This window comes from Allobosea sp. P1_B10, from assembly GCF_056406735.1.
On the sequence record NZ_JBFTZP010000016.1, the window covers coordinates 50,908 to 69,560 of the forward strand.

At 65.3% G+C, this 18,653-nt stretch carries 18 protein-coding genes; 11 read left to right on the forward strand and 7 right to left on the reverse strand.

The annotated features are described in order from the left end of the window. Positions 1-6: 6 nt before the first annotated feature. The gene (gene uvrA, locus AC1D2L_RS23090; protein WP_476848275.1) at positions 7-2,922 is read right to left on the reverse strand and encodes an excinuclease ABC subunit UvrA; all 2,916 of its coding nucleotides are present in this window, start codon (positions 2,920-2,922) and stop codon (positions 7-9) included. A gap of 350 nt (positions 2,923-3,272) precedes the next feature. On the opposite strand from uvrA, the gene AC1D2L_RS23095 reads away from it, so the two are divergent. The 10 genes from AC1D2L_RS23095 (at position 3,273) to AC1D2L_RS23140 (ending at position 11,217) form a co-directional block, all read left to right on the forward strand. After that, a complete protein-coding gene (locus tag AC1D2L_RS23095; protein WP_476848244.1) occupies positions 3,273-3,836 on the forward strand; it encodes a DinB family protein in 564 nt (187 codons plus the stop codon). 199 nt (positions 3,837-4,035) lie between these two features. Beyond that, complete coding sequence (locus AC1D2L_RS23100) at positions 4,036-4,386, forward strand: hypothetical protein (RefSeq protein ID WP_476848245.1); 351 nt, start codon at positions 4,036-4,038, stop codon at positions 4,384-4,386. A gap of 164 nt (positions 4,387-4,550) precedes the next feature. Next, a complete protein-coding gene (gene ssb, locus AC1D2L_RS23105) occupies positions 4,551-5,105 on the forward strand; it encodes a single-stranded DNA-binding protein (RefSeq protein ID WP_476848246.1) in 555 nt (184 codons plus the stop codon). A gap of 317 nt (positions 5,106-5,422) precedes the next feature. Continuing rightward, on the forward strand, positions 5,423-5,602 hold the full coding sequence (locus tag AC1D2L_RS23110; RefSeq protein WP_476848247.1) for a Myb-like DNA-binding domain-containing protein: 180 nt from the start codon (positions 5,423-5,425) through the stop codon (positions 5,600-5,602). 511 nt (positions 5,603-6,113) lie between these two features. Then, positions 6,114-6,929 (forward strand): cytochrome c oxidase subunit II, encoded by an 816-nt coding sequence (locus AC1D2L_RS23115; RefSeq protein ID WP_476848248.1) that lies wholly within the window; start codon positions 6,114-6,116, stop codon positions 6,927-6,929. Positions 6,930-6,958: 29 nt separating this feature from the next. Further along, positions 6,959-8,719, forward strand: a complete 1,761-nt coding sequence (locus tag AC1D2L_RS23120; RefSeq protein ID WP_476848249.1) for a cytochrome c oxidase subunit I — start codon at positions 6,959-6,961, stop codon at positions 8,717-8,719. A gap of 12 nt (positions 8,720-8,731) precedes the next feature. Continuing rightward, positions 8,732-9,454 carry a cytochrome c oxidase subunit 3 gene (locus tag AC1D2L_RS23125; RefSeq protein ID WP_476848250.1) on the forward strand — a complete coding sequence of 241 codons (723 nt, stop codon included), beginning with the start codon at positions 8,732-8,734 and terminating at the stop codon, positions 9,452-9,454. Between the two features lie 14 nt (positions 9,455-9,468). Then, positions 9,469-10,191, forward strand: coding sequence for a heme-copper oxidase subunit III family protein (locus AC1D2L_RS23130; RefSeq protein WP_476848251.1), 723 nt, complete (start codon positions 9,469-9,471; stop codon positions 10,189-10,191). Between the two features lie 10 nt (positions 10,192-10,201). Continuing rightward, positions 10,202-10,558: a cytochrome C oxidase subunit IV family protein gene (locus AC1D2L_RS23135; protein ID WP_476848252.1), complete on the forward strand. Its 357-nt coding sequence runs from the start codon at positions 10,202-10,204 to the stop codon at positions 10,556-10,558. Positions 10,559-10,653: 95 nt separating this feature from the next. Continuing rightward, complete coding sequence (locus AC1D2L_RS23140; RefSeq protein ID WP_476848253.1) at positions 10,654-11,217, forward strand: PRC-barrel domain-containing protein; 564 nt, start codon at positions 10,654-10,656, stop codon at positions 11,215-11,217. Positions 11,218-11,297: 80 nt separating this feature from the next. Here the strand turns inward: AC1D2L_RS23140 and AC1D2L_RS23145 are convergent, their stop codons facing one another. The 6 genes from AC1D2L_RS23145 to AC1D2L_RS23170 form a co-directional block, all read right to left on the reverse strand. Next, positions 11,298-12,272 carry an ATP-binding cassette domain-containing protein gene (locus AC1D2L_RS23145; RefSeq protein WP_476848254.1) on the reverse strand — a complete coding sequence of 325 codons (975 nt, stop codon included), beginning with the start codon at positions 12,270-12,272 and terminating at the stop codon, positions 11,298-11,300. After that, positions 12,269-13,087 (reverse strand): ABC transporter ATP-binding protein, encoded by an 819-nt coding sequence (locus AC1D2L_RS23150; protein ID WP_476848255.1) that lies wholly within the window; start codon positions 13,085-13,087, stop codon positions 12,269-12,271. The genes AC1D2L_RS23145 and AC1D2L_RS23150 overlap by 4 nt, the downstream gene beginning before the upstream one ends. Next, on the reverse strand, positions 13,084-13,947 hold the full coding sequence (locus AC1D2L_RS23155) for an ABC transporter permease (protein WP_476848256.1): 864 nt from the start codon (positions 13,945-13,947) through the stop codon (positions 13,084-13,086). Before AC1D2L_RS23155 ends, AC1D2L_RS23150 begins: the two co-directional genes overlap by 4 nt. After that, positions 13,944-14,885, reverse strand: coding sequence for an ABC transporter permease (locus tag AC1D2L_RS23160; RefSeq protein ID WP_476848257.1), 942 nt, complete (start codon positions 14,883-14,885; stop codon positions 13,944-13,946). The genes AC1D2L_RS23155 and AC1D2L_RS23160 overlap by 4 nt, the downstream gene beginning before the upstream one ends. A gap of 37 nt (positions 14,886-14,922) precedes the next feature. After that, the gene (locus AC1D2L_RS23165; RefSeq protein WP_476848258.1) at positions 14,923-16,521 is read right to left on the reverse strand and encodes an ABC transporter substrate-binding protein; all 1,599 of its coding nucleotides are present in this window, start codon (positions 16,519-16,521) and stop codon (positions 14,923-14,925) included. Positions 16,522-16,856: 335 nt separating this feature from the next. Next, the gene (locus AC1D2L_RS23170; protein WP_476848259.1) at positions 16,857-17,336 is read right to left on the reverse strand and encodes a VOC family protein; all 480 of its coding nucleotides are present in this window, start codon (positions 17,334-17,336) and stop codon (positions 16,857-16,859) included. Positions 17,337-17,532: 196 nt separating this feature from the next. Here AC1D2L_RS23170 and AC1D2L_RS23175 point away from each other — a divergent pair, with 196 nt between their 5' ends. After that, entirely contained in the window at positions 17,533-18,648 is a 1,116-nt protein-coding gene (locus AC1D2L_RS23175) for a M20 family metallopeptidase (RefSeq protein WP_476848260.1), read from the forward strand. The last annotated feature ends 5 nt before the right edge of the window (positions 18,649-18,653 follow it).

An 18,653-nucleotide genomic window follows, 5' to 3' on the forward strand; every position in this document is an offset into this window, starting at 1 on the left:
CGCCGCTCACTCCGCCGCCTCCCTCTGCACCGCCTTCCCCTTCTTGATCGGCCGGCGCGCCAGCACCTCTTTCAGGAACCGCGCGGTGTGGCCCTTGCCGATGCGCACGACGTCCTCGGGCGTGCCTTCGGCCACCACGATGCCGCCGCCGTCGCCGCCTTCGGGGCCCATGTCGATGATCCAGTCGGCGGTCTTGATGACCTCGAGATTGTGCTCGATCACCACCACCGAATTGCCCTGGTCGACCAGCTCGTGCAGCACCTCCATCAGCTTGGCGACATCGTGGAAATGCAGGCCGGTGGTCGGCTCGTCCAGGATGTAGAGCGTGCGGCCGGTGGCGCGCTTTGAGAGCTCCTTCGACAGTTTGACGCGCTGGGCCTCGCCGCCCGAGAGGGTGGTGGCGGGCTGGCCGACCTTGACGTAGTCGAGCCCGACGCGATGCAGCGTCTCCATCTTGTCGCGGATCGAGGGCACCGCCTTGAACAGCAGTTTTGCCTCCTCGACCGACATGTCGAGGACATCCGCGATCGACTTTTCGCGGTACTTCACCTCCAGCGTCTCGCGGTCGTAGCGCTTGCCCTTGCAGACGTCGCAGGTGACGTAGACATCGGGCAAGAAGTGCATCTCGATCTTGATGACGCCGTCGCCCTGGCAGGCTTCGCAGCGGCCGCCCTTGACGTTGAAGGAGAAGCGCCCGGCCTGGTAGCCGCGCGCCTTGGCCTCGGGCAGGCCCGAAAACCATTCGCGGATCGGCGTGAAGGCGCCGGTATAGGTCGCGGGGTTGGAGCGCGGGGTCCGGCCGATCGGCGACTGGTCGATGTCGATGACCTTGTCGAGCTGCTCGATGCCCTCGATGCGGTCATGCCGGGCAGGGTGCTCGATGGCGCCGTTGAGCTTGCGCGCCACCGCCTTGTAGAGCGTGTCGATGACCAGCGTCGACTTGCCGCCGCCGGAGACGCCGGTGATGCAGGTGAACAGCCCCAGCGGGATCTCGACGCTGACATCCTTGAGGTTGTTGCCGCGCGCGCCGACGATTTTAAGGCTGCGGCCCTTCTGCGCCTTGCGGCGCTTGGCGGGGACGGCGACCGACATCTCGCCGGTGAGGTATTTGCCGGTGAGCGAGTTCGGGTTGTCCAGGATCTGCTGCGGCGTGCCTTTTGCGACGATCTCACCGCCATGGATGCCGGCGCCGGGGCCGACATCGACGACGTAATCGGCCGTCAGGATCGCATCCTCGTCATGCTCGACGACGATGACGGTGTTGCCGAGGTCGCGCAGGCGGCGAAGCGTGCCCAGCAGCCGCTCATTGTCGCGCTGGTGCAGGCCGATCGAGGGCTCGTCGAGCACATAGAGCACGCCGGTGAGGCCCGAGCCGATCTGGCTCGCCAGCCGGATGCGCTGGCTCTCGCCGCCCGACAGCGTGCCCGAGGCGCGGGCGAGCGTCAGGTATTCGAGGCCGACATCGAGCAGGAAGGTCAGCCGGTCGCGGATCTCCTTGAGGATGCGCGGGGCGATCTCGTTTTGCTTCTGGGTCAGTTTCGAGGGGAGTTCGCTGACCCAGATCAGCGCATCCTTGACCGACAGCCGCGAGATCTCGCCGATATGGCGCATGGCGATCTTCACCGCCAGGGATTCAGGCTTGAGGCGATAGCCGTCGCAGGCCTTGCAGGGCGTCTCGGACATGAAGCGCCCGATCTCCTCGCGGGCCCAGTCGCTCTCGGTCTCCTTCCAGCGCCGCTCCATATTGGTGATCACGCCCTCGAAGGGTTTTTTCACCTCATAGGCGCGCAGGCCGTCATTATAGGCCATGCGCACGGGCTCCGTGCCGGTGCCGAACAGGATCGCGTTTTTTGCGCTGTCTGGCAGCTCCGACCAGGGCTTCGTCATCGAGAAGCCAAAGTGCTTGGCGAGCGCCTCGAGCGTCTGGCCGTAATAGGGCGAGGTCGACTTGGCCCAGGGCGCGATGGCGCCCTTCTTCAGCGTCACGGAATCGTCGGGCACGATCATATCGGGGTCGATATGCATCTCGTGGCCGAGGCCGTCGCAGGCCGGGCAGGCGCCGAAGGGGTTGTTGAACGAGAACAGGCGCGGCTCGATCTCGGCGATGGTGAAGCCGGAGACCGGGCAGGCGAATTTCGAGGAGAAGGTGACACGGCGCGCCTCGCCGTTCTCCTCCTTCTCGTCGGCATATTCGAAGACGGCGATGCCGTCGGCCAGCTCCAGCGCCTGCTCCAGCGAATCCGCCAGGCGGGCGCCGAGATCGGGCCGGATCACGATGCGGTCGACCACCACGTCGATGTCGTGCTTGAACTTCTTGTCCAGGGTCGGCGCGTCGGGGATCTCGTAGAACTCGCCATTGACCTTTACGCGTTGAAAGCCGCGCTTGAGCCAGTCGGCCATCTCCTTGCGGAACTCGCCCTTGCGGCCGCGCACCACGGGCGCGAGCAGATAGCCGCGCGTCTTCTCTGGCAGTTCGGTCAAGCGGTCGACCATCTGCGAGACGGTCTGGCTCTCGATCGGCAGGCCGGTGGCCGGCGAATAGGGGATGCCGGTACGCGCCCAGAGCAGGCGCATGTAATCGTGGATCTCGGTGACGGTGCCGACCGTCGAGCGCGGGTTCTTGGAGGTCGTCTTCTGCTCGATCGAGATCGCCGGCGAGAGCCCGTCGATCTGGTCGACATCGGGCTTCTGCATCATCTCCAGGAACTGGCGGGCATAGGCCGAGAGGCTCTCGACATAGCGGCGCTGGCCTTCCGCATAGATCGTATCGAAGGCGAGCGAGGACTTCCCGGAACCCGACAGCCCGGTGAAGACCACGAGCTTGTCGCGCGGAATCGCGAGATCGACATTCTTGAGGTTGTGCTCGCGGGCGCCCCGCACGGAAATCACACGGGAATCCGTCTTGCGGCTGGCGTCGAACATGCCCTCCAGCGTAGCGGCCTGGTCGGCGAGCGAGTCTTTGCTGGCCGTTGAAATCTTGCGAGCCATCGGGGCATCCGGTTTTGGGGTCAGGCGTAGAGATAGGGCAAATGCCCGGCCATGCCAGTGTTGCGGTGGTGCTAAGATCTGGCGGCTGGCATGTCTATCACGCAGCGCGGGAGAGTTGGTTCCCCTGTCCTGACAGCTGATGGCAGGAGCGGGCGGTAGTCTCGCGCGAGGATGGGGCTGAGTTGACTGCTCCTCGTCCCCGGTCATCCCGGGTCTCCCTGCGGTCGCCCGGGATGACCGGCGGGTGAGCTATCAAAAGGTGATCGGCCCGGAGGGAGCCTGCGATGAACGAGACGCTGCCCTATCGATCGATGGCCTACAACAATGCCTGGGCGAACCAGCGCCTGCTGACGTCCTGCGCCGGGCTTTCGCAGGACGAGTTCGAGGCCAGGCGCACAGGCTTCTTTCCGAGCCTCAGAAAGACCCTGAACCATATCCTGGTGATCGACTGGTTCTATGTCGACGCGATGGAGGGCGGAAGGCTCGGACCCGATGCCTGGATCGACGATGAGCCATGCCTGACGGTCGCCAGCCTGCACGAGGCGCAAGCGGCGGTCGACCGGAGGCTCATCGCGGTAGCCGAAGGCCTGAGTGGGGCGGGGCTGAGCGGGATCGTCGCGGTGAACCGGCATACGCGCATCCAGCATGAGCGGATGGACCGGCTGCTGCTGCATCTCTTCCAGCACCAGACGCATCACCGCGGACAGGCCCACGCGATGCTGAGCGCAACATCGGTCGCGCCGCCGCAACTCGATGAGTTCTTTTCGGAAGGCGAGGCGCCGCTGCGGGCAGGGGAGTTCGCTACGCTCGGATTCAGCGAGGCTGCGATCTGGGAGCCCGGCCGATAGTCGGGCGACTGCCGCACCGGGAGTTCGCATATGCCGTCATCCGCGATTGGCGCGGCGTCGCCGCTTGTCCGGCATCAGGGCGAGTGTCGGCGAGGGGGGGCGCGGTGACGAGTGGGCCGCGAACAGAATTTTGCCGTGGTCGGGCGCTCTTGATCATCGCCGCGCCAGAACGCGGCGGCCGGAAATTGCGGGAACTCGAATGCGTCATTCAAAAGCGGGCATCGCCATGGCGGCAACGCTCACGCTGGCTATCTCAGGCAGCGCGAGCGCCCAGCAGGCTGCGCCGGAAGGCGACTGGCCCGCCATCAAATGCACGCGCTACAAGAAATCCTATGCCGAGGCGCTGGCAAAATTCGGCCCGCGAGGGCTTGGAAAGGCCTTCCTTGAGAGCCACGACGCTTTCCTCGCCTCGGGATGCACCGCGAAGACCGATGTCTGCCCGCGTTCGACGGAAGAGCTCAATCTCGCCAATGTCCTGGTCATCCTGAGCATGAACCAGGGCATGGCCAGCACCTTCGTACCGTTCAACTGCCGCAAGCCGCCCGCATGAGCGTGACTGAACGCCTTGCGGCAGACTCAGCTCCGATTGTCGCGAATTCGGTTGACAACATGTCGAACAAAAAGAGAACATGAATTGATGTGGCGCGGCCGGGCGAATAGGGTCCGGCTCCGGCTGGACGCCGATCTCGCAGTGCGCAGGAAATGGAGCCTCACATGGCTGGTAGCGTGAATAAAGTCATTCTGGTCGGCAATCTCGGGCGCGACCCCGAGGTGCGGCGTCTCGGCAGCGGCGAGCCGGTGGTCAACCTGCGCATCGCGACCTCTGAAACCTGGCGCGACAAGCAGTCGGGCGAGAAGAAGGAGCGCACCGAGTGGCACTCCGTCGTGATCTTCAACGAGAACCTTGCCAAGGTCGCCGAGCAATACCTGAAGAAGGGCTCGAAGATCTATATCGAGGGCCAGCTCCAGACCCGTAAGTGGCAGGATCAGTCGGGCGTCGAGAAGTACACGACCGAGATCGTGCTGCAGCGCTTCCGCGGCGAGCTGACCATCCTGGACAGCCGCGGGCAGGGCGGTTCGGACGAGTACGGCGAAGGCGGCGGCGCTATGGAGGATCGCTCCGGTGGCGGTGGCGGCTCCTTCGGCCGGCAGAGCCCAATGGGAAGCGGCGGATCGCGCCAGCCGGCGATGTCGGGCGGCGGCGGTGGCGGTGGTGGCGGGCGACCGTCCTCCTCGTCGAGCCATCTCGACGACGATATCCCGTTCTAGTCTGCCGATGGGGCGCAGGGCGTAACATGCCTGTGCTGACGGCATCGATATTCGAGAAAAGGCCGCCGAGTGCGGCCTTTTTTTGTAGTTTGCGATAGGTTGAAGAGCGGTCGAGAATACCGTCCCGGGCCGCCCTGCCTGCGAATTTGGATTGAGGCGCGGTCGTCGGGCTCGAACGCGTCGTCGCCGAGCAGCTTGCGCTCCGGACGCTGCGCTGTGCTGGCTTGCACGCGTCGATATCTCAGGCCCATTTCGCGACCAGCACTGCTATAGGTCGCGCGATAGCCGGGAATGCCCCGGCAGAGCAGGAGCAGACTGTGACCGAGCGATTTGAACGGCATCGCCAGCCTTGGACACATGAGGAACTCCAGAAGCTGAGGTTGCTCGCCAAGAAGGGGATGGCGCTGAAGGCCATTGCGAAAGCGATGACCCGCAGCGAGGAATCGATCAAGGACCGAGCAAAACTTGATGGCATCGGGATCGCAAAGCTCCGTTAGTCGGAGGTGCGGCAGGGCGCCTGCGACGCAGAGCTTGCGCCGTCGTTGCGAATGCGAGCCGGGCTGGAGATTGTCGGTCGCATCGCGGCTCGCGCATCAAAGCCAAGAACAAGCCAGCGTGTCTGCGCCCGAATACGGTTCCGGCGGCGGCGTGATGCGGTGTTGCATCGATTGACAACCTTCACGCGCAGGATGACAACATGTTGCATTGGGCCGGGAGCTTGAGTGTGCTTCGGTCTGACTGAGGGGTTGTCGGCGTCGGACGTGACGCATTTCCCTTGATGAGCCGAAGGTCGGCCATGATGAGCACGAAGCCGCATACGGGGTCGTCAGTTGCGCTTGTCGGCGCGCGCGCCCGTTGGCTGGCGTGCCCGCGCCCGGTTTCGGCTTGCGCCGCAGAGTGGTTTCACGGTCGAAGATGCATATGACTACCTAGCGCTGCGACGCAATCCCCGCGCCGCGGCGTTGCCTGGCTCCTGTTCATCGCCGCCCTCGGCAAGGATGGAAAGGGATGGGTATCGCGGTCGTCCTGGCTCTGGTCGTTGTCGGCTCGGTGGTGTTCCACTTCATGAGCCCGTGGTGGTGGACGCCTATCGCGTCCAACTGGGGCTATATCGACGACACGCTGATCGTCACCTTCTGGATCACCGGCGTCGTCTTCGCGGCCGTCGTGCTGTTCATGGCCTATTGCGTCCTGCGGTTTCGCCACCGCGAGGGCATTCGCGCGGCCTACGAGCCCGAGAACAAGCGTCTCGAATTATGGCTCGCGATCGGCACCGGCATTGGAGTCGCTGCCATGCTCGCGCCGGGCCTCGTCGTCTGGAAACAGTTCGTGACGGTGCCGGCCGACGCTACCTCCGTCGAGATCGTCGGGCAGCAATGGCAATGGAGCTACCGCCTGCCGGGTGCGGATGGCCGGCTGGGCGCGACCGACGTCTCGCATGTCACGCCGGAAAACCCGCTCGGCCTCGCCGCCAATGATCCCCATGGCCAGGATGACGTGATCATCCAGGGCGACGCGCTGCACCTGCCGCTCGGCAAGCCGGTCAAGCTGCTGCTGCGCTCGATCGACGTCCTGCATAATTTCTATGTGCCGGAATTCCGCGCCAAGATGGACATGATCCCGGGCTCGGTCACCTATTACTGGCTGACCCCGACGCGTACCGGAACGTTCGAGGCGCTCTGCGCCGAACTCTGCAGCACCGGCCACGCCTTCATGCGAGGCGGCGTCGTGGTCGAGGCCCAGACGGCCTACCAGGACTGGCTGCAGCAACAGAAAACCTTCGCCCAATTGCAAGCGCCGTCCAGGGCGCAGGCGAAGAACTAGGGAAGTGCGCGGAACGGAAAGGTGTCCCGATGGCTGACGTGACACATGGCGTTGCAGGCCCGGTGCCCACCGGGGAGGCCGAAGATCTCTCGCTTTACCATCCCCGGAGCTGGATCACGAAATACGTCTTCTCCCAGGACGCAAAGGTCATCGCGATTCAATATGCAGGGACGGCGCTGGCGATCGGGCTGGTGGCGCTCGTGCTGTCCTGGCTGATGCGGATGCAGCTCGCCTTCCCCGGCCTGCTCTCCTTCATCGACGCGAACTTCTACTACCAGCTCATCACCATGCACGGCATGATCATGGTGATCTACCTGCTGACAGCGCTCTTCCTGGGCGGCTTCGGCAACTACCTGATCCCGCTGATGATCGGCGCACGGGACATGATGTTCCCTTATGTGAACATGCTGAGCTTCTGGATCTATTTCCTCGCGGTCATGGTTCTCGTTTGCGGCTTCTTCGTCACGGGCGGCCCGACAGGGGCGGGCTGGACGCTGTACCCGCCTCAGGCGATCCTCGCCAACACGCCCGGCCAGCAATGGGGCATCATCATCATGCTGGTGTCGCTGATCCTGTTCATCATCGGCTTCACCATGGGCGGGCTGAACTATGTCGTGACCGTGCTGCAGGGCCGGACCCGCGGCATGACGCTGATGCGGATGCCGCTGACGATCTGGGGCATTTTCACAGCGACCGTGATGGCGCTGCTGGCGTTCCCCGCGCTCTTCGTCGGGGCCGTCATGATGCTGCTCGACCGGCTCATCGGCACGAGCTTCTTCATGCCCTCGATCATCGCGATGGGCGAGCAGCTCGCCTACAAGGGCGGCAGCCCGATCCTGTTCCAGCACCTGTTCTGGTTCTTCGGTCACCCTGAGGTCTACATCGTCGCGCTGCCGGCCTTCGGCATCGTCTCCGACCTGATCAGCACGCACGCGCGCAAGAACATCTTCGGCTATCGCATGATGGTCTGGGCGCTGGTCGCGATCGGCGCGTTGAGCTTCGTGGTCTGGGCCCACCACATGTATGTCAGCGGCATGCACCCCTCCTTCGGGTTCTTCTTCGCGACGACGACGCTGATCATCGCCATCCCCACCGCGATCAAGGTCTACAACTGGGTGCTGACGCTCTGGCGCGGCGACATCCACCTCAACGTGCCGATGCTGTTTGCGCTCGGGTTCATCGTGACCTTCGTGAATGGCGGGCTCACAGGGCTGTTCCTCGGCAACGTCGTCGTCGATGTGCCGCTCTCGGACACCATGTTCGTGGTTGCGCATTTCCACATGGTGATGGGTGTCGCGCCGATTCTCGTCGTCTTCGGCGCGATCTACCATTGGTATCCGAAGATGACCGGGCGCATGCTCGACTCGACGCTCGGCAAGCTGCATTTCTGGGTGACGTTCCTCGGCGCCTACCTGATCTTCTTCCCGATGCATTATATCGGGCTGATGGGCGTGCCGCGGCGCTATCCGGAATTGAGCGGTATGGCCTTCGTGCCGCCTTCGACGGTGACGCTCAACATCTTCATCACCGTGGTCGCCCTCGTCGTCGGCGCGGCTCAACTCGTGTTCCTGTCCAACCTGCTCTGGAGCCTGAGACGTGGCGAGCCCTCCGGCGGCAACCCCTGGCGCGCGACCACGCTGGAATGGCAGACCCCGCAGACACCGCCCGCCCATGGCAATTGGGGCAAGGACCTGCCGGTGGTCTATCGCTGGGCCTATGACTACAGCGTGCCGGGCGAAGCGCAGGATTTCCTGCCGCAGAACCAGCCGTCGAAGCCGCGAGCGGCATGAGGGAGCCCGGCCATGGTCGTGATCGTGCTCTTCATGGTCGTTCTGGCAGCGTTTGCGGGCTGGTGGCTGATGCAGCAGGGCCTGACGGCCAAGCCCTGGCTCGAGGTCGGCATAGCGGCCGAGGCTGACGGCTCGGGAGCAGAGCCCCGGCCGAGGGCCAAGATGGGGCTAGGCGCATTCCTCGTCGTCGCCGGCTCACTGTTTGCCCTGCTGATCAGCGCCTATTCGATGCGCATGGGCATGGCAGATTGGCGACCGCTGCCGATGCCCCTCGTGCTCTGGTTCAGCACGGGCCTGTTGATCCTGAGCAGCATCGCGCTTCAGGCCACGGTCGGCGCCGCCCGCCGCGCCGAACTCGACGGCATACGCTCGGGCCTGCTGGCTGCCGGCGTGTCGGCGCTCGCCTTTCTCGCCGGCCAGCTGCTGGCATGGCGCGAGCTTGCCGATGCCGGCTATTTCACTGCGGCGAACCCGGCGAGCGCGTTCTTCTATCTGGTGACCGCGATCCACGGCCTGCACATGCTGGGCGGGCTCGTCGCGCTCTGTCGCACGGCTGCAAGGGCGTTCGACATTCCCATGGCAAGCCCCGCGCCCGTCGTGGGCGAGTTGCGGCTGAGTGTCGAGCTCTGCGCCACCTATTGGCACTTCCTGCTGCTGGTCTGGCTGATCCTGTTCAGCATGCTGATGCGCTGGACCGACGATCTCATTGAAATCTGTCGGGGGTTACTGAGCTAACGAGGGTTTTCGCGATGAACGAGGTCTTGCCGTCGACTCTCCGGACCGATGCCGCCCCGCCCGGCGGCTGGTCCGGCATCGTGACCGACTGGTCGTCCGACCGGCGGGCCTTCAAGAACGTGTCCTGGGGCAAGGCCATGATGTGGGTCTTCCTGCTCAGCGACACCTTCGTCTTCAGCTGCTTCCTGATCGCCTACATGACAGCCAGGATGTCGACGACCGTGCCCTGGCCCAACCCCAGCGAGGTCTTTGCGCTGGAGATCGCCGGCCATCACCTCCCGCTGATCCTGATCGCGATCATGACCTTCGTCCTGATCAGCAGCAGCGGAACGATGGCGATGGCCGTCAATTTCGGCTACCGGCGCAACCGCCGGGCAACCGCCGCCCTGATGCTCGCGACCGCTGTACTCGGTGCGACCTTCGTCGGCATGCAGGCCTTCGAATGGACCAAGCTGATCTCGGAAGGGGTCCGTCCCTGGGGAAATCCCTGGGGCGCCGACCAGTTCGGCGCAAGCTTCTTCATGATCACCGGCTTCCACGGCACGCATGTCTCGATCGGCGTGATCTTCCTGATCATCGTGGCCCGCAAGGTCTGGCGCGGCGATTTCGAGGATGGCCGGCGCGGCTTTTTCACGAGCCGGCGCGGCAATTACGAGATCGTCGAGATCACCGGGCTGTACTGGCACTTCGTCGACCTCGTCTGGGTCTTCATCTTCGCGCTGTTCTATCTCTGGTGAGGAGCGTTCCATGTCGCACGAGACGAGTCATGCCGACGCGCTGCCGGCGACCAAGGGCGAGGGCCAGCACCATCCGATACGGTTGTACCTCGTGGTCTGGGCCTGGCTGTTCATCCTCAGCGCCTGTTCGTACATGGTCGACTACTTCCAGCTCGCCGGCCTGCTGCGCTGGTCGCTGATCCTGCTGTTCATGGCGCTGAAGGCCGGGCTGATCATCGCCATATTCATGCACATGGCCTGGGAGCGGCTGGCGCTCAGCTACGCGATCCTGCTGCCACCGCTGGTGCTGCTGGTCTTCGTCGGGATCATGATCGTGGAGTCGAACTATACGCTCTTCAGCAGGGTCGCGTTCTTCATGGCCGGTTGACTCCGAGAGGACGTCGTTTGTCGCTCGCGCCAGGCGTCGGTCGGTGGAAGCCACCGCGCACCGCGCGAGCGGCGCAGGAGCAAAGGGAGGCGCCGATGAGAACCTACTGCCTGTTCCAGGCCGCCAACTCCCCTGATCTGCGCGGCTTCACAGACGAGCCCGACGGCACGAACCTGCCGCCCGAGCTGGGTCCCTGGACGCTGGTGCAGGAGATCAATCCCGACGAGAGGTGGACGCCTGCGATCAGCAGGGCCGTCGTGGCAGCCGGCATCATAGAGAACGGTCATTATCTCTGGGGCCCCATCGAACGGCCGGCGGTGGCGCATCTGATGATCGAAAGTGATCGCGTCGAAGGGACGGCTGTCTACGACAGCAAGCACGAGCAGATCGGCACCATCAAGCGGCTGATGATCGAGAAGGTGAGCGGCCGGGTTCTCTTCGTCGACGTCACCTTCGGAGGCTTCCTTGGCATTGGCAGCCAGCATGTGACGATTCCGTGGGAGAAGCTCGCCTACGACAAGGAACTCGAAGGCTATCGAACCGACATCACCGAAGGCCAGGTCCGTGGGGCGGCTGCGCAGTACGGAGACGGCGGCACACCCCCGGACCAGAAGCGCCTCCAGTCCATGCGAGAGTACTGGGACAACCTCGCAGAGTGATCGATGGCGCCCGGCTGAGCCCGCCAGCGACGCGCCGGCTCAATCGCGGCGGAGGCGGGGTGGGGCGCGGGCCTCGATGGCTAGCTGCGCGGCCAATAGCGGCATGAGACGCCGTGGCCCGGCGCCACCTCGTGCCACTCTGCCGTGTCGGTGCTCGCATGGTCCTCGCCGCGGACGCAGCCGCCGCCGTCGCCGTCCAGAAAGCCCAGATCGGGAGGCGGGCGGCGCAGGCGTTCGCGTTGCAGCACGGGGTCGGGTACCGGCACGGCATCAAGCAGCAGGCGCGTGTAGGGATGGGCGGGGCCGTCATAGACCTGCGCAACGGCGCCCATCTCGAGGATTCGTCCGCGAAACATCACCGCGACGCGATGGGCGATCTCGCGCACGATCGCCAGGTCATGGGCGATGAACAGATAGGTCAGTCCGAGCTTCTGCTGCAGCGATTGCAGCAGCTCGACGATCTGCGCCTGGGTGCGGACGTCCAGCGCAGAGACCGGCTCGTCGCAGACCACGAAATCGGGATTGACCGCGAGCGCGCGGGCGATGACGACGCGCTGGCGCTGGCCGCCGGAAAACTCATGCGGATAGCGCTGCATCATCGCGGGCTCGAGGCTGACGAGTTCCAGCAGTTCGGCGACGCGCTCCTTGCGCCGGTTGGCGGGAACAGAGCGATGGACGATCAGCGGCTCGCTCAGGATCTGGCCGATAGTCATGCGCGGATGCAGGCTCGAATACGGGTTCTGCAGCACGAACTGCATGTGCCGCCGCATCTGCCGCAGCCGTGCCGAGGGCATGGTGGTCAGTTCCTCGCCAAGCAGCGCGACCGAGCCAGAATGCGCCTTCTGCAATTGCAGGATGGCCCGCCCGGTCGTGGTCTTGCCCGAGCCCGACTGGCCGACGAGGCCCAGCGTCTGGCCGCGCGCGATGTCGAAGGAGACGCGGTCGACCGCCTTCAGGGCCTTGCCGTCGCCGCGGCCGGGAAAGCGGACATTGAGGTCACGCACCGACAGCAGCGGCTCAAGCCCGGTGGGCGCTCTGAAATCCTGGATTGTCATCGCATCGACCCGGCGCTGTGCAGGCGCGGCGCTGCGTCGAGCAGGGCCCGCGTATAGCTGTGCTGCGGAGCGGCAAACACGCGCTCGATCGGCCCGGCTTCGACGATTTCGCCGCGGTACATCACATTGACCCTGTCGACCATGCCGGCGACCACGCCGAAATCATGCGTGATCAGCATCAGCGCCATGCCGCGCTCCTCCTTCAGCCGCAGCAGCAGCCGCAGGATCTGCGCCTGCACCGTGACGTCCAGCGCGGTGGTCGGCTCGTCGGCGATCAGCAGGTCGGGCTCGCAGGAAATCGCCATCGCGATCATCACGCGCTGGCGCATGCCGCCCGAGAACTGGTGGGGGAAATCGTCCAGCCGCCGCGCCGGATCAGGAATGCCGACCTGCGACAACAGCTCGATGCAGCGCTCGCGGGCGGCCTTGCCGGACAGCCCCGTGTGGTGGCGCAGCATGTCGCACATCTGGGCCGCTATGCTCATCACCGGGTTGAGCGAGGTCATCGGGTCCTGGAAGACCATGGCGATGCGGCGCCCGCGCAGGCTGCGCATCTCGGCCTCGGTCTTGGCGAGCAGGTCCTCACCCTTGAAGTGGATCGCGCCGCCGAGCCTCACCGAGGTGCCCTCCGGCGTGAGCCGCATCAGCGCCTTGGCGGTGACGCTCTTGCCGCAGCCGGATTCGCCGACGAAGCCGACGGAGTCGTTGGCGCCGATGTCGAAGGAGATGCCGCGTACGGCCTGGATCTCGCCGCGTCGCGTGGACATGCTGGCGGTGAGGTCGCGGACGCTCAGGAGCGGGTCGGTCGGGCTCATCGTGCGCCCCCGACATCGAGCACATCGCGCAGGCCATTGGCCAGGACGATGAAGGTGAGCGTGGCGAAAACGATTGCGACCGCGGGGCCGATCACCGTCAGCGGCGCGAGTTCCATGAACTGCCGGGCCTCCGACAGCATGCCGCCCCAGTTGGGATCGGGTGGCGGCGGACCCAGGCCCAGGAAGGAGAGGGCGGTGACCGTGAAGATCGTCTGCGACAGGGTCAGGCTGGTCGCGACCAGGACGGGCGAGATCACGATCGGCAGGATATGGCGCAGCACCAGCCGCATCTCGCTCATGCCGATGCTGCGCGCCGCCTCGACATGGTCCCATTGCTTGACGCTGAGCACCGGCGCGCGCACGACGCGCGCCATGGCGGGCGTATAGACGATCGCGATGGTGAGGATCAGGTTGGGCACGCTCGGGCCCAGCGCCGCGACGACCGCGATCGCCAGCAGCAGCACGGGGAACGCGAAGACAACGTCGAGAACGCGCATGATCACGTCGTCGACGACACCGCCGAGATAGCCCGAGACCAGGCCGAGCACGAGCCCGGCCACAAGCGCGATCATGACGGCCGTGATCGTGATCAGCAGCGTCGTCCGGCCGCCGACGATCAGCCTGCTCAGCACGTCGCGGCCGATCGAATCGGTGCCGAGCCAGTGCTTCGCGCTGGCTGCAGCCAGCGAATCCGGCGAGGTCAGCGAAGGATCGAAGGGCGCGATGAAGCGCGAGAAGATCGTCACGATCAGCATCGTGGCCAGCATGGCGAGGCCGATTCCGAGCAGCACGCCGCCCTTCGTGATCCGCAGTCGGCTGGCGGCCGGCGGCTGGGCGGCTTCCTGCGACAGCGCGTTCACAGCGTCACCCGCGCATCGACGCGCGCATAGGCGATGTCGATCATCGTATTGACGATCACCACGATGGCCGAGGCTGTCAGGACTACGGCCTGGATCACCGGATAGTCGCGGCTGTTGATGGAATCGAAGAGATACTGGCCCATGCCGGGGATCGCGAAAATGGTCTCGACCAGGATGCTGCCGCCGAGCAGCGCTGCGATCTTGAGGCCTGTCGCCGTAATCACCGGCGTGAGGGCGTTGCGAACGAGATAACTGCGCAGGATCGTGCCGGGCGGCAGTCCCTTGGCGCGGGCGACCATGACGAAATCCTGACTGGCGACCTCGAGCACGGCGGCCCGGGTGTTCTCGGCGATGGTGACCGACACCGCCAGCGCCAGCGAGAGCGCCGGCAGCAGGAGGCTGCCGATATTGGCGAGCGGGTCCTCGAGGAAGGGCGTGTAGCCGAAGATCGAAATCTGCGGGAAGTACAGGCCAAACAGCAGCACGATCAGCGTCGCCACGACATAGTTCGGCACGGCCAGGATGATGCCGTTGTAGAGCCGCAGCAGCCAGTCGACCATGCCGCGCATCCGCGCGGCGGCAAGTCCGGTCGCAACCCCCATCACCATGGAGATGATCGCGGCCAACAGCGTCAGCTGGAACGTCACGGCGAGCCGGTCGAGCAGTTCGCCGCGTACCGGCTGGCGCGTCACGAAGGATGTGCCGAGGTCGCCCTGCAGCGCATGGCCGAGCCAGACGAGATATTGCGCGAGCAGCGGCCGGTCGAGCCCCAGTTCCTGGCGGATCCGGGCCAGCACCTCGGGCGCGACGCTCTGGGTTCCCGCCGCGGCGATGGCGAAATCGCCGGGCAGGGCCCGCATCATCATGAAGGCGATGAAGGAAACGGCCAGCAGGATCGCCAGCATCCAGGCGAGCCGTCCAAGGACAAAGCGTCTCATAGGCCGATGCTCGATCCCCGCACTGTCGCGCGCACCACTATTTCTTCAGCCAGGAGGTGCGCACGAAGGAGCGGATGTTGGCGGCAATCGGGACATAGTCCTTGACGTAGTTCCACCAGATCTCCCAGCGCAGCGGATATTGATAGACCTGGATCACATAGGCGTTGTCGGCGACATGGCGCTGGAGCGCCATGTTCATCGCGGCCCGCTTGGTCAGATCGAGTTCGGCGCGCGCCTCCAGGATCATCGCGTCGAGGGCAGGGTCGTTGGTCCCCATCGCCTTGCCGGTATTGCTGGCCGATGTGATGTACTGGAGCGTCGCGTCGGCATCGGGCGTCCAGGACAGCGCGACCGAGAGCAGGGTCGGCCATGTGCCCGACGTCCACATGCTCAGCAGCGGAGCCGTTTCCATCGGTGTCAGCTTCACCGTGATCCCCGCCGCTGCCCATTGCTGCTGCAGGATCTGCGCGCAGGCGATATCGAGCGGGTTGGCCGCAACAAGCATGTAGTCGCCGAGGTCGATGCCGCCGGGATACCCGGCCTCCGCCAGCAGCGCCTTCGCAGCCGCCGGATCATGCTTGTAGTACGGCATCTCGGCGACGCCGTCATAGCCGCCGACCTGGCTTTCCGGGAGCATGGCCCCGACCTTGCCGGAGCCGCCCAGGATGGTGTCGACGCAGGCCTTGCGATCCGTCGCCAGGCTGAGCGCGCGGCGCACCCTGACATCGTTCAGCGGCTTGGCCTTCATGTTCAGCCAGATCGGGAAGGTGCGCGAGGTCTGGCCCGGCGCCGAGACCAGGTTGGGCGAGGTCCGCGCGATCGTGGCGGCGACCTTCGGATCCTTCAGCCAGGTCATGTCGATCGCGCGCGAACGCAGCGCCGAGGTCAGCGTGGCCTGGTCCTTGTAGAACTTGAACACCACGCGGGCGAGCCGCGGCAGGTCCTTCTCGTAATAGCCCTTATGGGCCGTCAGCGAGAATTGCAGGTTGGGCTGGTAGGATTCGAAGGCGAAGGGGCCGGTGCCGATAGGCTGGGTGTTGAGGTTCTCGACACCGACGGGGACGATCGCGCCATTGGGGCTGGTCGCGAGGTTGCTCAGGAACGCCGCATCGGTGGCTTTCAGCTGGAACTTGACCGTGAAGGGGTCGATCACGCTGACTGAATCGACGCTGGAATAGAAGGCGCGCAACCGGCTGCCCGATGCCGGGTTCAGGATGCGGTCGAAGGTGTGCTTGACGTCGGCGGCGGTAAAATCCTGGCCGTTGTGGAATTTTACGCCCTGACGGAGTTTGAAGACGTAGGTCTTGGGATCGGGCTGGTCATAGCTCAGCGCCAGATCAGGCTCGATCGTCATCTGCGCGGTCCAGCGCAGCAGGCCGGTATAGAGCAGGCTGGTGAAATCATAAGACGAGAACGCCGTGAGCGTGACCGGGTCGAGGCCGATCGGGTCAGCGTCGGCGCCGATCGTCTGTGTCCCGCCCTGAACGGGCGTTTCTGCCGCCGCAGCGCCGCCGACCAGCCCCGGCGCGAGCGCCATGACGCCGCTGGTCAGGGCGAGCCTCAGCAGGCTGCGCCGCGAGAGTTCGTCCGCCAGTGCGGGCTCGATCTCGATCATCGGGAGTGACGGTGTCTTCACGAGCGATCCCCCAGAATACGATGTGCTTGGCTGTGCAGTCCGCGCGAGGCCGCCTTGCCGTGACACGGTCCGGGCGCACGCCGCATGAGCGCCGAGCGAACACGCTTGCCTTGGCTCCCCTCGAGCGCAAGCAGGCATGTCCCCCTCAGCAACCGAGGCTATGAGCGGCCGGATTTTGCGTCAAGAATTCCAGGTTTCGCAGGAAGGAACATGCGGTCCGCGTACGGCGCGCAGCCACCCGTCAATCGCGCAGGTCCGCGGCGCGGCATTGGCATGACGCGCCGCGGATCGCTACCTGTCGCTGGCGATGGAAACGCATGCGGGACGGGATGAGGTCACCCGGCCGCCGCCGCCTTCTCCAGTGTCGCGATGTCGATCTTCCTCATCTGCATCATCGCCTGCATGACCCGCCCGGCCTTGGCGGGGTCCGGATCCATGTTGAGCTCCAGCAGACGGTCCGGCGTGACCTGCCAGGACAGGCCGTATTTGTCCTTGAGCCAGCCGCAGTCATTGTACTGGCCGCCGTCTCCCAGCTTCTCCCAGTAATAGTCGACCTCCTCCTGCGATCCGCAGTGGATCAGCAGCGAGATCGCCTCGGTGAACTTGAAATGCGGTCCACCATTCATCGCGATGATCTGCGTACCGTCGAGTTCGAAGGAGGCGCAGAGCACGCTGCCCTTCGGGCCGGGTCCCGCATCGCCACAGCGCATCACCGGCCCGGGCTTCGCGCCCTTGAAAATCGAGAGATAGAAGGCGACCGCCTCCTCAGCCTGGTTGTCGAACCACAGGAAGGGCGAGATCTTCTGAACCGGCATGGCTGTACTCCTGGTCTGGCACGGCCCGAATGCGGGCCTGCTTCGCATGCGCCACAATACATAACCATACGGTTATGTATTGTGGCCTGGCTGTCAAGCCAGGGTGCTGCCTGCCGTGCCATGCGGCCCGGGCAGCCCGCCCGCGCGCCGGGCGTCCTTGTTCCGGCCACGCTTCTTGGCGAAGTTCGCGGCCATCATGAGCACAACAGATCCCGCCGTCTCCGCCCTGTCCGTCTGGCTTGCGCTGGAAAGCCCCACCAACCACGCCGCCGGAGTCAACGGCATGATGGACCTCGTCGCGCGCGAGGTCGAAGGCCTGCCGATCGCGGTCGAACGCATTCCCGGCCGCGACGGGCTCGGCGATGCGCTGATCCTGCGCGCCGGGCTGAACAATGGCGAGTCGGGCGTCGCCGTGATGTCGCATCTCGACACCGTGCATCCGGTCGGCACCAGCGCTGGCGGCCTGCCGGTGCGCGTCGATGGCGACAGGCTCTACGGGCCCGGCGTCTACGACATGAAAGGCGGCGCCTGGCTTGCGCTCCAGGCCTTCAAGGATGTCGCGGTCGCGGGCTCGGCGAAGCGTCCGATCACCTTCCTGTTCACGCCCGACGAGGAAATCGGCTCGCCGACGACGCGTGGCGTGATCGAGGATATCGGCCGGCAATGCGCCGCCGTGCTGGTGACCGAGCCGGCGCGCGATGGCGGCAAGATCGTGACCGCGCGAAAGGGCGTCGGGCGCTTCGAGGTCAAGATCGAGGGCAGGCCAGCCCATTCGGGCTCGCGCCATGCCGATGGTCGCAGCGCGATACGCGAGGCGGCGCACCAGATCCTGGCGATCGAGGCCATGACCGATTACGGCCGGGGCATCACCACCTCGGTGGCGCTGGTCGGGGGCGGTACGGCCGCCAACGTCATCCCGCAGCATGCCTGGTTCAGCGTGGATTGCCGCGTCACCAGCCTCGCCGACGGCGCGCTGATGGAAGGCCGCATCCTCGGCCTGACGCCGCGCGATCCCGATGTGAAGGTCTCGGTGACGGGCGGCATGAACCGGCCGCCCTATGAGAAGACCGCCGAGGTTGCCGGGCTGTTCGAGACCGCGCGCAAGGTCGCGCTTGGTATAGGCTTCGAGCTGCAGGACTGCCCGATGACAGGGGGCGGTTCCGACGGCAATTTCACCGCCGCGCTGGGCATTCCGACGCTGGACGGGCTCGGCATCGACGGCGACGGCGCCCACACGCTGAGCGAATACGCGCTGATCTCGTCGATCGCGCCTCGCCGCGCGCTGATCAAGGGTTTGCTCGAGACGGTTTGAGTTTC